This window comes from Saccharobesus litoralis, from assembly GCF_003063625.1.
Lineage (GTDB): Bacteria > Pseudomonadota > Gammaproteobacteria > Enterobacterales > Alteromonadaceae > Saccharobesus > Saccharobesus litoralis.
On record NZ_CP026604.1, the window covers coordinates 801,963 to 818,854 of the forward strand.

The following is a 16,892-nucleotide window of genomic DNA, read 5'->3' on the forward strand; positions in this document are numbered from 1 at the left end:
GTTAAAGGCTAAATTATTGGTTTTGGTTGGCAGTTTCCACAAGCATAAATGCTCGTCAAAGTTTTTGGTTTGCAGGCTCTGCAAGCATACAAGATTTTGTTCCCGACAAATCTTAAGTACCAGCTTCCATGCAGGCAAATGCTCGCCTTGGTTTTTCGTTTAATTTATAAAAGCTTGGTTTAACCCAACCAAGCTTTTTAATTATGTTGGGGTGATCCCGAGCTAGTTTATGGTTTTTTACCACGAACCACTAAGAAGTTATCATATAACGCTGACACTTCACCGGTTTTGACTTCACCATTCGCTATGCTTGGCATAGAGCCCAAGAAGCTTGTACGGATAATTTTTTGAATTTTAGCTTGTGGTGGTACGTTTGAATTTGAACCGCCAAAGAATTTAAAACCTGTTTTCTTGGCAACTTCAACGCCATCGACAAATAAACGAGCTTCAGCATCTGATGTTGAGCTTGAACTATTAACTTTGACGTAAATTGCTAAATCGTACCAACGATTCTTCTCAAGCGTAACTTGTTCTGCTTTGATGATTTCTCCACATTGTCCGTCTGGCTTGCCTTGTCGATAAATATACAGCTGCGGATGTTTGTCGCGAATACCAATTCGTGCACTCCAGCCGTAAGTGGTAATGTCTTTACAACCAGTGACAGGCTCTTCTGGGCCAACACCAAAAAACTTGCCGCCCATATTGGTATCATAGTTATCTTCTAGCTTAATACGATATTTAAATGTGGCGTCTATGGCATTTTCCGCGATGGGGATCTGCCCTACCATCATGGGATGAGAGCCGACTCTACCCGTACTAAAATTTTTATACAGTGGGTATTTAATTCGGATGTTATTTGCACCGTCTCTAAACTTCACATTAGCGTGAGTCCAGTCCCCTGCGTTGCCTGAATTAAAGCTTTCTGAATAAAGCGTACTGGCCGCGTTTACATTGGCAGATACCATGAATATTGATGTTAAAGATGTTATCAGTGCTAATTTTTTTAAATTTTTCACGTTTTTTCCAACCGTTTTAATTAGTTTATTGTGTTGTGTTGATGATTGTTGTTGAGTTTTAACTTTTTAGATGGCACCTCCTATTTTTAGCGCTAACTTTTTTTGTTCATAATGGTTAGCAAGCGAGAATTGCTGCTCGCTATATTGCGTAATCTCGTATTTTTGCTGCTCGCTAAAGCGCTCTGAATAAGCGGCAACCCAGCTTTGAATCGACTGCAGGCGTGCCATTGCAGATAGCGTTACATCGTTTTGCATAAGGGCAAAAATCTCATGAAATGCACTTTCTCGAATAAAGTCTGATTGGGTTAAGGTATGAGTAATGGCTGTTTTTACACTTGGCTCCGTCGAGTTTTGATATACATCGATTAATTGCGAGTAAAAATCGGCAAGGTTTAACTTGCTCATTTCATTATTCAATGCGGATATTAATTGCAATTGCGCATCAGTGATGAGGTCAGTAACTAAAAGGTCTTTGATAAGCTGCGGCTTGTATTCAGTTTGATTAATCGTTACCGCTAGCTCTATCGCAGTCTCTTGGTCGATAGCACGATCGGCATTAGCAAATTGATAGACAATCTCTTCTAGCTTTGTAATTTCAAGTTGTTTTAACACTTGCACTAAGTAACGCCGAGTTGCGTCATTTGGTCGGTGCATGATTTTATCTATAATATCACCGATTATTTCAGGGTTAGCATTAAAGTCTATATTGGGATGATATGTTGGGTTGTCACTTAACCAGCGTCTTTCAAGGGGTGTTAAGCCCTGTTCCAATACCTGAGTTAGCGCTAATTGTGGTTGGGTAGTTGTCTCCAGAATACTGTCTTGACTTATATAGTCTTGTTCATTGGCACAAGCGTGTTGCTCGATATTAAGATGGCTGCTGTTGGCGGCTTTAACAGATAGGCTTGTATCTGTTTGTGCATAGGCATGTGACGACGGAATACTGAAGTTATTTAAGCCTGTATGTAAACCCCAAACGATCACCGCACCCAGTAACAACCCTATGGCAAGCGACAGTAATTCAGCCGATAGTTTTAACGTTTTTAGCATTTAATAAGTCCCATTTTTATCTAGCCCCTTTTTTATCTAGCCCAATAACTGCAGTACATTTATTGAGTTCAATCTCACTGGCAGCGGATTAATAGGGTCGTTGGCAATTTCACGGATCCTATTTTTAAGTTCATCCCGTTGCTGGGGTGTCAGTGTAAATGGCTTATTAGTTAGCCATGTTTTAACCACGTCAATCGCTTGCAGAGTGATTTGGGCAGTGGTTGTCATGTCTGTTGAATTGATATGCTGCATGACATCGTGATAAGCGGCGGTTTGATGAGCAACATTAAATGAGCTTGCCTTGAGAATGCTAAGCCGTGCTAACGGATCACTCGATGCGTTGTAAGTCCTATTTAGCAACTTTTGGATCTGTGCAGATGTTGATAAGTGAGGATCGTCGGCAATAAAGCTAGAGACTAAATTTAAACCATGACTGTCTAGATTTTGCTGCAATGCGGTTTGTATAACGCGCGCGCGTAACTTGCTATCAGTCATTGCAGGTAGCAAGGAAATAGCAGATTGCTGATCGATTATCCTTGGTTGTAACAATAATTGCTCGACAACCTTAGCTAGTTCAATTTCAGGTATATTTTTAAGTAATGTCAGATAATATTGTCTAGCAATCGAATCTTCTTCTAACGTTGAGATAGCATCGAGAACGTCAGGTATTAAGCTTAGATTGTTGGCTAACTCTTGATAGTTTTCTGCAGCGGGTGCTTCAAGGAATGTGTCGGCTTGTTGCTGAGTTAATCCAAGGTGCAAGGTGTCAGTTAATGTCGGCTGCTGATAAATATTTGAGCTGTTTTCTGGATCCGCGTCATCATCTTGATTAGCACTAACATAAGTTTGAACTGCAGCATGACGACTCATTGGCAATGGCGTTGTTTTGTTCTGCTGCTCACAGCTTGAACTATTGTTAGCTGCTAAGACGTCTTTTTCTGCCGAATGCATTACCTGCTGATTTGCCACGAGAACACTATTGTTCGCGCTCAAATGCACAAGAATACCTATACCAATCCCCAAGCTTAAAATAAGCCCTGTAGCGATATAAACAGGCTTTATATCGCTCACTTTCATAATCAACTTTTGGTGCTGGGACTGATTGTTGCGCATATTAAAAAGCTAAAGCCTCTTTACGTTGACTCACACAGATAAAGTCAAAATAAACCAATATGCGATAAACTAAGTGATAAAAAGATCAAAATCAACAAATAAATAACTATTAAGTGACTTTTTTGTTACGAAAGTTAATTTATGTGATTTATTATGATTGGAGCGGGAGGTTATTTCGGCAATATGGTTTAAACGAACATAAGCGCTTATCACGCAAGTGCTAGAATCAAATGGGTCGAAGTTACATCGACCCAGCTTGGGCTAGCCGAAATAGTACTGTTTCCAGAAAAAAATGATCAGTTGAAAGCACCGAGTTAGTAAGAAAAACCAAATTAATGTAGGTCGAAATTTATTTCGACAATAGCAGCAGAGCTGCTTCAGGCTTGGTTTCTAAGCGCGATATTACCTAATATCAACAACCATTGTTGAGGCACCAAAAGTAGGCGCTTTAAGCGAGCCTCAACCTACAAGTGAGATTTCAACTAATCAAAATTATTTCGAAAAGGTAATAGTTCTGTTTTTATCTTGTACGCGTGTCTAAATAAGTTGCTAAATTAGTACTTGCTATTAGGGTGCATAAGTTAATATATCTTGCGCGTTTAGCTTAGCTTGTTGACTTAACTCGCTTGGCAAAATCGTGACACCTAGCATTAGCTGTGCTCGTTTAAACATAGGGATAGCAAATTTTGTCAAATTCGCTTTAACCCCGCCGCCTGTTATTTGTTTCCATTGCCATTTTTTGTGGTTAGTCATGTAAGGTACGACAAATTCAAATCCTTTTTGCAAGCTAGCCCCCTTGTCACTTGCATAAGACCAAAGATCAATATCGGTGTGGCGTTTGGCTAAATCGGCGATGCGCACTAATGCCCATAAATTATTGATGGTATAACTGACTGATTTGGTACGCTTTAACTCTAATGGTTGGCTGCCATCATCTGCAATTTGCGCGGCAATACGCAAGGTTTTTGCTTGCTCTATACGCGCTTTGGCTTCTGTTATTTTTCCAAGGTATAGCATTAAGCCAATCGCTTGGTAGTCATAGTTGGTGCCATGATTATTCGTGCGGGTACTTTCGCGAATACCAAATTCACTGGTCGTTAGCCAAGTGTAGTATTCGTGCAACCATTGTTGCATTTGCGCTTGATTCTGGCCTTGCCACATTTTATTACGCTCAAGTAACTGTATGGTCGTTACCACCTTGCCGATATCTGTCCAACTGATCACCCCAAAATTTGTGCCGCTGACTTTACCCGGAATGGCCTTGGCGTAGTCTAAGTTGGGGTTCATTTTGGTTTTGGGGTTAACAAACCAGGTGTATACTATCTCTTTGGCTTTGGTTAAGTAGCGCATGTCGTTTGAGTGGTAAAAAGCTAAATTTAATATACCAAGCGCATTGAGCATATCTTTACGGCGCTTCCAATCTGTAGCGGGGCTTAAATTTACGCGATTAAATTCACCATCTTTATAGATCCACGGTAATCCGTCTGGTTTGCTTTTATCAGGCCAGTAATACGCACCTAAGGTGTGGTAGTCATGAATATCTCCACTATCGGCAATCATGGTTTTATTGGTAACCGGATCGACTTTCTTCTTAAGTTCTTTATTGGCTAACTTGCTTAGCTCTTTATACGCTTGCACATAGATTGGGTTATTAGCATTCAGTTTTTGCTTAGCAACGACAAGCTGTGTTTCATTTAAATAAATTAATTTATTTGCTTGGTGAGCTTGTGATTTATCAGCATGGTTGCCATGGGCAACGTTGTCAGAAGGCGATTTAGTCGATTGCTGTTGCGTTGCACCACAACCGGCGAAATTGAGCAGAACCGTAAAAAAAACCAAAGCGTTGAGTAAATGCATTTTCATATATGCGCTATCTAATAGTTAGTTATCTATTATGAATAGCGATATAAATAGCCAGTTACTACCCCTGTTATTTTCGATGTTTAACAAGATCTTCTGTTGGGGTAGTAATTTAGTTTCAAGCTCGCTTTTCTTTATATACAGGGGCAGTCATACATATGACTGGCTTTTGCATTCACGATAAATACATAAGCAAGCCAATATGAAGAAATTATCCGTTAATCCCAATTTTATATTTTTGATTGTTTTTACAGCGCTATTAAGCGCTTGTAACACAACGCCATCCGCACCAGTTAACAAGGGCGAAATGGTTGAATATTTTGCTGATAATGCACTGAGTACACCACTCGCTATTGTGCAGCATCCCGCCGGTATATATAAAGATGGCGTGACTTATGTAAGTTACCAAGGACCGCTTACAGACCCTTATGTGGCAGCTTACCATCATCAAACTAAGCAATGGCAAGGTCCTTTTCAAGCGGGTGAAAGTGATCTTGGCCGTATGAATAAAAAGAAACCTGACAACCATGGCAAACCCACCATGTTAATTGATGAGTTGGGTTATATTCATATTTTCTTTGGTGGTCATGGTGGTAGCCCGAAAGATGGTAAAAATTTACTCGGCAACTATAACTCTGGGCGCAATAAACATGTGGTATCAAAGCGCCCTGGTGATATTAGTGAATGGCAAGAGCTAAAAAACATTTCGGTTTTTGGTACTTACAACCAAGCCATCAAGATGGATAACGGCGATATCTATTTAATTTATCGCCATGGTGCACATCGTAGTGACTGGGTCTATCAAAAATCAACGGATCATGGCCGTACTTTCGAAGCGCCTGTGTCGTTTTTAAAGCACAAACCGCATGAAACAAAAAATAATCATGACAGTTGGTATGTTTGGGCAACCCGTGGCCACAATGATGACATTATCATGAGTTACGATTATCACGTTTGCCCAAATGACACGCGAGCTCGTGGCCATATTCCGGTACGTCACGATTTATATTATATGGTCTTCAACACCAAAAATAATACATGGCGCAATGTGCAATCTGAGCCGTTGTCTATTCCCGTGACTCGACAAGTCGCCGATGCCAAAACCTTAGTTACGCGTACGGGCGGTGATGACATGTGGACATTCAATGGTTCAGCCCATTTAGATCAACAAGGTAACCCACATTTATCCATTAATATTGGTAAAGACATGGGCAAACCTTGGGGTGGTTCTAAACAAACACGTTATTATCGCTGGACTGGAGAAAGCTGGGTTGGTGGTAACTTAGTGAATCCTAAGCAGCATAAAAGCAAAGGCTCAGAAGGTGATTTTATAATTCATTCGCCAACAGATATTCAATTTACCTTAGCCTATCAAGAAAAAAATAATGATGCGATAGTGGCTGATTTTCACAGTCAAGATGGCGGAAAAACCTTTGTTAAAGGCCAAGAGTTATTAAAGCGTAGTGATGTGAGTTGGTCAGTGAGTTCATTAATTGAAAATGCGCATCCTGACGCACGTATTCTTGTGGCAGAAAGACCAAAAGGCACGCAATGGCGAAAAATTTACTTATTGGGAGATAACGGCCCAGTAAAACGGGCAAAATCCGAGGCTTTGGTATTAAAAGAAGCTGACAAGGTGATATTCAAATAGCCGATCAAAATCGCTTTTTGATTAAGTGTTAAGAAATAAATACTGACTAGATTTCAGCGCTCTCATACCATTTTTAGGTTTGTGGGCGCTTGGTTTGCAGGTTCCGCAAACATACAAGATTTTGTTCCCGACAAATCTTAAGTACCTGCGTCCATGCAGGCAAATGTTCGCCTACAAGGGCTTGGTTTGCGGGCTCAGCAAACATAAATGTTCGCCTACAAGAGCCGCTGTTTTGTTTACCGTGGTCTGTTCAAGACACTTGACGGCATTCCTTAGAACCGTGTAGGTCGAAATTTATTTCGACAATAGCAGCGGAGCTGCTACAGGCTTGGTTGCTAGGCGAGATATTGCCTAATATCTGTCGCCATTGTCGAGGCGAGCCTCGACTTAAAGTGGGATTTCCACTAATCAAGATTAAATTGATTAAGCATTAGATTTCAGCGCCCCCAAGAACAGGGCGCTGTTGACTATTATTTTGTTGAATAGAGTAATAAATATTCAGGCGATAACGTCGGTTTAACCTTTTGATAAATGTCATCGGGAACGGCGCTTTGGCCAAAATAAGCACGGGTTATATGCAACATTGGATAGGTTTTTAACTCATAAGCTTGCGCAATAGTTCGCCAAATTTGTTTGTATTGCCATGCTTTTTCACCTCTTAAGTATGGATAAAAATAACTGACAGCTTTAGATAAGCTTTGTCCTTGGCTGGCTTGGTAGTTCCATAGATCCACGCCAAGTTTTTCCGCTAAAAATGCCACTTGCACCAAGGCTTGCAAATTCATAGAGGTATAGTTAACGGATTTAGTGCGCTTAAGTTCATGCGGTTGAGAACCATCAACTTGAAACTGTTCTTCAATACGTTGTTTGGTTTGACTTAAATAGGCAGTGGCCTCTTCTACTTTGTTTAAGTACATCATTAAACCGACAACTTGATAGTCGTACCACGAGCCATGATTATTTTTGCGGGTTCTTTCTAAGTTTCCGAGCTCACTGGTTAGCAACCAAGTTAGATATTCATCTAGCCAATGATCCACTGTTGTGATGAATTCTTTATCAACCGCTTGAGTCTCTTTTAATAACTGCATGGCGGTTACAACATTACTGATACTTGTCCATTCAATCACGCCAAAAGGCGTGCCGTTGTTTGTGCCTGGCCAACCTTGTGCATAATTGAGATGCGGATTCATACGCGTTTTCGGGTTAACCATCCATGTATCAATATAGCGCTGGATCCGGTTTAAATATTGCTCGTTACGAGTATAGGTATAGGCAATGGTTAGGGTTTTTAACGCTTTAAGAAATTGATTAGAACGTTTTTGGTCGGTATGTTTGCCACGCGTCATTGGGTTTACTTTGCCGTCTTTATTGATCCATGGCATGCCATCGGGTGTATCAGGATTCGGCCACCAGTAAGGCGCAATACTTAAGTAATCGTTTTTGTTACCACTAGGAGCCGCTTTAGGTTTATCTAACACAGATTCTATGGTTGATTTTAGATTTTTGTCGGCTTGTTTGGTAATGGCTTTAACCGCAGCTAAATAGGGTTCATGACCAGAAGCAACCTGCTGTTGGATCGTTTGAATATGCTGTTTGTTGTAGTAAATATAATCTGGGATTGTCGCGAGCTTGGTTTGCGCTAAGATTTGTGTTGAGTTTTGCTTAGCGGGCTGAACAGTAGACTGAACTTTGGTTGTTGATGACGTTGTTGAACTACAGGCAGACAATGCAGCGCTCAAGGTTAGCGCACAAGCAATTCCGGTTAAATAATGGCGTTTCATATGATGACCTTTAAATGAAGCTGTCAGAAAATTAACATTAACTAAAGTAATGCAAAGAATAGTACTGACACCCAGCAACGTGTCGCTACTGGGTATCTAGCACCTTTTCAATAAAGAAATGTCAGTTGAATCACTTGTGATGTTTATAACCGTATTTAGATTAAATAAACAACTTCAGCCTGAGCTCGTTTAAGGCGCCTATTTTTGGTGTCGAAGTCTTATTACTTTCTAATTTACTAACACTTCGACTGCTTCGCGCTCAGTGTGAAAATGATCACTAATGTTTTCAACTAATCAAAATTAAATCGATACAGAGCTAAAAAATGGTTAGCTAGGGCTGTTAAAATTAGCGTCGAGATTGGAGCTTTGCTCTTCTCAATATCGCTATCATTGATAACACCAACATGCCTAGCGGAGTACTGCCGCCCCCACCTGTTCCTTGGTTATCAGAGCTAGGTTTATCACTGTTATTGGCCTGAGCTTTAATAGTAATAGTGATGCTGGCATCTTTCGTTAATCCTTTGCTATCAGTTGCAACTGCGGTGGCCGCATAGGTTCCGGGAGTTAGATTAGCTAATTGACTATATGCTTGCGTCCATTGATATGAGCTTTTTTGTTCAACTGAAACAAGTTGGTCTTCAAGGTATAACGCAATACTTTCAATGCTGGATGACACATTGCTTGTTGATGCATTTACGCCTAATGATATTTGCGTGTAGCCTTGGCTTAATGTGATTGCGTTTTGCACAAATGAAATAGTTGGCTTGGTATTGTCAGCTTTAACTAACAATGATTGGGTCACCTCAGATTGTAAATTTTCACTATCGGTAACCACAGCTTTGATGGTGTGGTTGCCCACCGCTAGCGCTTTAAGCTTAGCATCTGCTTGCGACCATTGATAAGGCGCTTTGGTTTTTTTGGACACTTCTGAGCCATCGACAAATAAGGTGACATTATCAATAGTTCGACTGGCGATAGGTGTAGCGGCAACCACGTTAACGGCTAAACTTTGATAACCCTCTGTTTTGATTTGCTCGGCCGTACTAAATTCGATGGTTGGAGTGGGATCCACAACAGTTAATGTTGTAGTCGCTTGGCTTGTGTGACCTTGCGCATTCATGGCTTGCGCTTTTAATTGGTAACTGCCCGCCGCTAAATTTTGCAGCTGACTTTCAGATGTTGTCCATTCAAAAGGGGGATTATGCAAGGTTGAAACAAGTTGTTCGTCGATATACAGCGCAACGCTTTCTATTAAATTGGTATTGTCTTCTCCCACCTGCTCGGTGCGAATGGCTAGACTTTGATAGCCCTCTAAAACAGTCATATCATCAGATGCAAACGTCACTGTCGATTGACTTAATCCCAAGTCAATTATTTGCAGATAGATAGGTCTAGCTGAGCCAGTGCCATTCTTCATTAAATAGTAATAAACCTTACCTTGCTTGACATAAACCACACCGTGGTGAAAATTACCTTCGGTTGCTTGGTAAACGCGAGTGAAATTATTGGTGCCACCTTTGGTCGTTTCGACATAGGGCTTGCCGTCATCTAATCCGATAATATAAATGTCGTCTCCCGCGGTATATATTTCTTCTGCGCCATTAAAATTTGTGGAGGTAATAAAATCGCTGGCACCAGCCGGTTTGTAGGTATGGGCAAATACGGTTTTTTTGTTTTCGCTATCTTTGACGCGATGAACAAAATGCACATCACCTTTAGTTGTCACTGTCCAATCAAAGTTACCCACTATATGTACTTGATCAATTGCTTGCGTGGTAACTAAGTCACCTGGCTCATATATTTTAATTTCGTCTGAGTTAACCAGCGGCCATGTCATAGCATCACCTTTATGGTTGAACCATTCACCAACACCGTCTGGGGCATCTGAATATGCGTAATAAAGTCCGTTTTGATAAAGGTACTTATCGTCTTTAATATCTGTTCGTTGTTGAAAACCGACTCTGAGTTTGCCATTGACATACTTCATGTTGCCATACAACCCCCAATTGTAGGCATTACCCTTGTCACGTTGGTGGTTATAATTGAAATGGGTAAACGTAGACCATTTTTCACTTGCTGCGTCGTAGCTATTAAATACGTAAGCGCCATTGTTACTGCTGCCTTTACGCATATATAAGATGAGTTGACCGTCGTTGTTAGTAAAAAATTTAGGGTATGTGAGATTAGAAAAATTATCTCGGTCGGCTAAATCGCCTGTCATCGAAAGATGTTTATAATCGTCATCCCCTTGACTAATACTACTGGTGTCTTTAACAAATTTATCTAGCGTAAATTCGCTATCACTTAGCTCGGCTGCGCCAGCTACACTGTAGCTGTAACGGAAATAATCATCTTTAAATCGGCCACTGCGGGTTCCGTTGTCATAACCATGCATATCGTAAACCATATGTATGGTGCCATTAAGTGGGCTAACCGCTAAACCTATGGTGTTATGTGATTCACCAATCCACCATTCTCCTAAGTAGCCCGTATGACGGTGAGGAAATTCAATTGTTTTAACCGTGTTGGTTTGGGTGTTCAAGCGCGACAGCATCACGTGTCTATCGTTTTTACCACCGCGATACCAGGTCATAAACACATAGTGTTTATACACTTTAACCGCGTCACCATGGGCTGAAATACTAGGGCCAAAGTGATAGTGATATTCGTTCTCTTCGATTAATTGTTGATTAGTTAAATCTTTGACATCAGCATTTGTATCCTTTTTACCATCGAAATGCAGGGCGTTATCTGCAATTTTGGTTTCTGATTCGAGGGTGACGGTTGCGCTGACATTGAGTGTAGTGAGTGCTATGGCACTTAACAAAGTATTGAGCAGAACATTTCGCATTGCTTTTCTGCTAAATACTTTTGTAATTGGCATTTTTATCATTGTATTACCTGTATTAAACGAACTAGTAAATCGATATCGTTATTAAGAAGAGCGATAGAAATGACAAATTGCTACCCTGTTAAAGTTGTAAAAAATCGGTAAAAAGAGGGTGGTTTTGGAGAGGTTTGGTTTGCAGGTTCCGCAAACATAAATGTTCGCCTACATGGGCTTGGTTTGCAGGTTCTACAAGCCTAATGTTCGCCAAGGAAAGATAAAGAGATAACCAAATACGGAGACCTGTATTCGGCTACCTCTTATTTGCTGCTTAGTGACTGTTACGCGCTGTTTTTACGAGTAGTCTGCGCAACGTTAACAAGGTGAATACGGCCAGTGCCCATAAATTAGTTGAGCCACCGCCAGAATCACTTGACGCGGTTTCGGTTCCTTTATCTCCCGTGACTGGGTCCGGCAGGTCTGGTTGCGAGTTAACGTCTTGTGCTTTTACCATAAGTTGCAAACTGGTTTCAGCCATTTCGTCTAGGCTATTGGTAACTACCGCTTTAATAGTATGGTTACCAGCAGGCAGATTTTTTAATGCCGAGGTGTTCGCTTCATTCCAATAGTACGGAGCTGAGTCGTCCTCGGAGATCAAATTGTCATTTACGTATAAAGCAACCTTAGCAATTGTAACTGAAGAGCTGGCAACATCGGCATCCACCGCAACTGAATAGAATGAATAGCCTTCGGTTAGCTCTGTTATCGGGCTGTTAAAGCTAATGGTAGGCGGGGTTGATTCAACCACACTAAACGACGCGGTTTCTTCTGTTTTTCCGCCAGCACTATCTGTAACAACGACTTTCATCGCATGAGTTCCAGCGGGTAAATTCATTAAGGCATTGGCTGACTCATCCCAATAATAGGGAGCGCTAGTTTGCTCGCTGACTAAGGTACCATTGATATAAAGCGCAGCGCTGTTAATGGTGACGCCTTCCTCTGACGCCGTGGGTTCAATAGCGATTTTAATCGCGTCGTAACCTAACTTTAAGCTGGTTGGCTGTTCGGTCAAGTTAATTGTTGGGCCAGCAACATTAAGTTTTAAATCGATAATTTGTAAAGACAGCGGGCGCGCATCTCCCGTAATTTGAGCAGATTTTTCCATTAAGTAATAGTAAAGCTTGCCATCATCGATATGTGGCACGCCTTTTTCATATTCCTTGCCCGTTGTTTGCTCGTAGATACGCTCAAAGTTATTTGTGCCACCCTCGGCTTTTTCGACATAAGGTCGCCCATTGTTCAATCCGATAATGTAGATATTATCCCCGTAAGCATATAGCTCTTCTGCGCCGGCAAAGTCGGTGCTAGTTGTGAAGTCCGTATCACCAGCTTTACGATAGGTGTGAACATAAGTGTGACCGCCTTGAAGCTTGTCGGTAACTTTACCAATAAAGTGCACATCGCCTCGTTCTGTCACGTTCCAATCAAAGCCGCCAACCATGGAAAAGCGATCTTTTTCGTCGCCAGTTACTGTATCGCCAGGCTCAGATACTTTAATTAAGTTAGTATCAATTAACGGGGTATCAATAGACTCGCCTTTATAGTTTTTCCAATCGGTTACACCGGCAGGATCATCTGAATAGGCGCCAAAAAAGCCGTTTTGATATAAATATCTGTCGGTAGATACATCAGCTCGCTGTTGAAAGCCTATGCGTATTTTGCCACCGGCATACTTCATTTGACCATAAACGCCATAGTTATAATCGAAACCACGGCTTTTGGCTTCTGAACGGTTAAAGTCGCGAAACGATGATTGCCACTTTTCACCATCATATTTTATATAGGCAAATCGGCCGTTTTTAGAACGCCCTTTACGCATATATAAAAACAAATCACCTTCATTGGTCAGGAAAAATTTAGGGTAAGTTAAATTGGCAAATTTTGTCGCATTAATTTCACCGGTTAAGGTAATGTGCTTATATTCGTCCGTCTCGTTATTCGGGTTGTCATATGCATTGATGGGATCATTCGCCGCAAAGTAATCATCTTTAACAAACAAATCTAAGGTGAATTGATCATCAGGTACAGTTAATGAATTGGGTTTTGAATAATAGTATTTAAAGTAATCATTGGCGGCGGTGCCGTCAGTTGGGTTAGTGGCTGATAAAGAATGTTGATCAAACACCATATGGATCGATTCATTTTTTGGGCTTAACCCCAATGAAATTGTGTTGTGAGTTTCCCCCACCCACCATCGGTTTTGATAACCCGTATGACGGTGTGGAAACTCAATCGTTTTACTGGTGCCGGTAATGGTGTTGTAGCGCGTTAGCATTAGGCTGCGATCTTGTTTACCGCCTTCATACCAAGTAACAAACACAAAATGCTTATAAGTTTTTATACAATCACCATGCGGGTTAATCGCGCGGCCATAAATATAATCGTATTGCTGAGGGCCAACATCTGGATCGGACACTGCCTTGCCAGTTGAGGCTTTTTTCTCGCCATTAAAGTACAAACCTTTATCAGAAATAGTAATTTCTTTGTCTAATACCGGTGTAGCTGCCAGTATCTGCGCTGACAGTAAGGTAAATGGAATCGCTAAGCTTCGCGCTAAAAATTGCGGAGTTAGCTTTAGGTTATTATTGGTTTTCTGTCGGGTTTTCATGCTGTGCTTGGCTCCTTTGAAATTGCCTCTTCTCTTAAAACTTGGCTTCTGGAGTCTTCATTTAGTTATTAATTTGGCTCCAGCGACCATTGATGACAAAGCACTAACAACACTTCTGCAGAGTGTTTTCGCGTTAGCCTTTAATAAGAAGAGAAATCAAAACGCCAAACTAATACCCCCAATTACGCAAATATTTGTACAAACTCTTTTGAATATTTGAACAAATCTATTAACTATTCAATATTAGTGGTTTTTATTTGAGGCAGATGCATAATCGAAAAGATGGCATCTGAAAATTAGGTAAGAAAAGCAAGGAAAGCTGGCAAGACTTAAATACACATGACTAGAGCGCGTGTATGATGCAAGTCAGCTTAGAATTGAGCTTAACTGCCCTTGTAAACTAGCTGTTGTGCTATAGCCCAAAGTTAGCGGCAATGCGCGGTTATCTTGATCAATATAAAACAAGGCGGGGAAGCCAGAAACTTGTAATTGTAGACTCAAGCCAAGATGTAGCTGCAAATTTTGTTCAGTTGTAGATGATTGAAAAACCTCGGTAAAGGCTTGTTTATCTAAGCCTATATGAACGGCACATTCAACTAAGGTTTGCGGCAAAGAAGGGTTTAGTGCTTGTTGGTAGTAAGCCGATTGAATCGCTTTAACCATGGATTGAGCACTTTGTGCTTTTATTGTTTGCGCAGCAATAACCGCGCGACATGCTGGGTAAGTCGAGCGATATGGTGTATTGAGTGCCCAAAAGTCATGATTAAATGTCACCTTAGTTTTACTTTCAATTTGCTGCCAATAAGTAGCAATAGTTTGCTGTAAATGTTCAGGCATGGGTTGATCTGTGTCCGGCGCTAAGCCACCCATCACCCAATCAACTTCGGCCGTAGGGTGTTGCTGTAAAAAGCCTTCCAACTCAGGTTGAAAGGCATAACACCAAGCACACATAGGATCCATCACATAAACTAACTGCATAACTTAACTTCCCTACCTTCTTGCAACAAAACTAATCTAAGACGAACAACTATAGTGATTAACGCCGCCGACATTGAGCAATTCATTAGGGCGAAGTTGATAAAACTTGTCTTCAATCATTTTAGTTTGCTCATCATACGGGTTGGTTAATACTTGCTGTAGCTCGTTGATTAAACGGTAATCGCCTGCAGCAGCTTGTTGATAGGCGGGAACGACTAACCATTCTCGCCACGTGTATTTAGGATTAACCCGTTTCATTTGGTTGCTAATTTGCTCGGCATATTTTGGCGCGTTAATGTGCTCTCGCCACTTGTCTAACCATTGTTGCCATTTATTTTGTTTTTCTTCTGACAACGCATAATAAAAACAGCCTGTTAAACTGCTGATATATTGCGGCACATGTGAGAGCTCACGAAACAGCATATTAAAATCAGCAGCGCTTTCTACCATGAGTTGTAATAAGCCGACAACAAGATCGGAATCATATTGCGCTAAGCCTAATTTTTCTGCCCACATGCTCTCAAGCTTTTGGCGCATAATAGGGGTAAAATCCGCACGAATGGCTTTAAGTTTGTCTAACGCTTGCGGATCATCTTGTAATAAAGGCTCTAGGCTCAAATAAAACATATTAAAGTTTTGTTCAGCCGCCATGGGTTGATTCAAAAACGAAAAGTGTTGACCGCCGCCAGTCCAAGGTTGAAAACCGGCTTCAAATAATTCACAAAAACCAAACGGCCCATAATCGAGTGTATAGCCACCGGCTGCACAGTTATCGCTGTTGAAATTACCCTGACAAAAACCAACCCGCAACCAATCGGCAATTAAGCTGATTAAACGCTCGCGAAATGCCACAGCGAGTTGCAAGATTTGTTCAGACAAGGGCAAATTAGTATCGATCTGCTCTGAGTATTCTCTCGCGATAAGGTGCTGCACTATGTCTTGCAATTCTTGTTGAGCATTATCATGTTCATTTTTTCGTGCACGCCGTGCAAACAATTCAAGTTGACCGACGCGTAAAAATGACGGTGCGACCCGAGTTGAAATAGCTACAGGATTCGACACCATGATCTCAGGATCATGCGAGCGTGAGCCTTCGTAGTACCAAGGCCGGTCGACTTTTTCGGTTTTTGAGACAAATAAACTTAACGAGCGCGAGGTTTCTATACCTAATGCCGCCATGTGCTCTTGTGCCAGAAACTCGCGCACGCTAGAGCGCAATACCGCGCGACCATCACCACCACGACAATATGGCGTTCGCCCTGCGCCTTTGAGCTGCATTTCCCAACGTTTGCCTTGGCTGACTAATTCCAATACTGAAATTGCGCGACCGTCACCATAACCATTACCGGTTCTAAACGGACATTGTTGCGTGTATTCGGTACCGTAAATTGATAATGCATAGCCAGTCGCCCACCCCATCGAGCGCATCGACGTTGGTAAGTGGCTCATGTCGCCAGAAAACAAGCGACTAAAATCACTATTGGTTGCTAATTCATCAGCAAAGCCAAGCTCAGAAAATAAGCTTGGACTATGTGCAATATACTCTGGCTCAGCCAGCGGTGTAGGATTAACTGGCACATAATGCCCAGAAAACACTTGTCGAGGATTGTGATCAACACCGTTGTTTGACGCTTGAGGATCTGGCGTTAAATTGTCAAGCAAGGAGTAATCGGCCAATTGCGCAAGTTCAGTAAAACTTGTTACTTTATCTGAGTTAGTCGCTGTGAGATCTGCCGTGTCTTTCATGGTTTGAGCACTATTAGGTTTGAATGAAAAACGCATAAGTTCAGCTCGAACACCACGCCATTCATTGTTAAATCTGATAATTCAACGCTACCAGAGTACGCAGGGTAAAACCAGAGACAATTCGTGTGGTTTTTAAGAGCCGATTATGACCTAACAGCGCTAGTAAAATTATTCAGTGTCAATTACTTAGACCTAACAATGT

Annotated in this window: 10 protein-coding genes; 1 reads left to right on the forward strand and 9 read right to left on the reverse strand. The window is 41.4% G+C overall.

Features of this window, described 5'->3' with window-relative positions; genetic code table 11:
- Positions 1-227: 227 nt before the first annotated feature.
- The 4 genes from C2869_RS03010 to C2869_RS03025 form a co-directional block, all read right to left on the reverse strand.
- Positions 228-1,016, reverse strand: a complete 789-nt coding sequence (locus C2869_RS03010; RefSeq protein WP_159084004.1) for a polysaccharide lyase — start codon at positions 1,014-1,016, stop codon at positions 228-230.
- A 66-nt stretch (positions 1,017-1,082) separates the two neighbouring features.
- Positions 1,083-2,066: a hypothetical protein gene (locus tag C2869_RS03015; RefSeq protein ID WP_108601544.1), complete on the reverse strand. Its 984-nt coding sequence runs from the start codon at positions 2,064-2,066 to the stop codon at positions 1,083-1,085.
- Positions 2,067-2,102: 36 nt separating this feature from the next.
- A complete protein-coding gene (locus tag C2869_RS03020; protein WP_159084005.1) occupies positions 2,103-3,143 on the reverse strand; it encodes a hypothetical protein in 1,041 nt (346 codons plus the stop codon).
- 603 nt (positions 3,144-3,746) lie between these two features.
- Positions 3,747-5,042, reverse strand: a complete 1,296-nt coding sequence (locus tag C2869_RS03025) for an alginate lyase family protein (protein ID WP_108601546.1) — start codon at positions 5,040-5,042, stop codon at positions 3,747-3,749.
- Positions 5,043-5,241: 199 nt separating this feature from the next.
- Between C2869_RS03025 and C2869_RS03030 the strand changes: the two genes are divergently transcribed.
- Positions 5,242-6,690 carry a BNR-4 repeat-containing protein gene (locus C2869_RS03030; RefSeq protein ID WP_108601547.1) on the forward strand — a complete coding sequence of 483 codons (1,449 nt, stop codon included), beginning with the start codon at positions 5,242-5,244 and terminating at the stop codon, positions 6,688-6,690.
- 470 nt (positions 6,691-7,160) lie between these two features.
- Here the strand turns inward: C2869_RS03030 and C2869_RS03035 are convergent, their stop codons facing one another.
- The 5 genes from C2869_RS03035 to C2869_RS03060 all read right to left on the reverse strand — a co-directional run bounded on the left by C2869_RS03035 (position 7,161) and on the right by C2869_RS03060 (position 16,690).
- Positions 7,161-8,471 (reverse strand): alginate lyase family protein, encoded by a 1,311-nt coding sequence (locus C2869_RS03035; protein ID WP_108601548.1) that lies wholly within the window; start codon positions 8,469-8,471, stop codon positions 7,161-7,163.
- Between the two features lie 346 nt (positions 8,472-8,817).
- Complete coding sequence (locus C2869_RS03040; RefSeq protein ID WP_228710749.1) at positions 8,818-11,322, reverse strand: BNR-4 repeat-containing protein; 2,505 nt, start codon at positions 11,320-11,322, stop codon at positions 8,818-8,820.
- Between the two features lie 307 nt (positions 11,323-11,629).
- The gene (locus C2869_RS03045; protein ID WP_108601549.1) at positions 11,630-13,966 is read right to left on the reverse strand and encodes a BNR-4 repeat-containing protein; all 2,337 of its coding nucleotides are present in this window, start codon (positions 13,964-13,966) and stop codon (positions 11,630-11,632) included.
- 366 nt (positions 13,967-14,332) lie between these two features.
- Positions 14,333-14,944: a DsbA family protein gene (locus tag C2869_RS03055; protein ID WP_108601551.1), complete on the reverse strand. Its 612-nt coding sequence runs from the start codon at positions 14,942-14,944 to the stop codon at positions 14,333-14,335.
- A 36-nt stretch (positions 14,945-14,980) separates the two neighbouring features.
- A complete protein-coding gene (locus C2869_RS03060) occupies positions 14,981-16,690 on the reverse strand; it encodes a protein adenylyltransferase SelO (RefSeq protein WP_108604944.1) in 1,710 nt (569 codons plus the stop codon).
- Between the last annotated feature and the right edge of the window lie 202 nt (positions 16,691-16,892).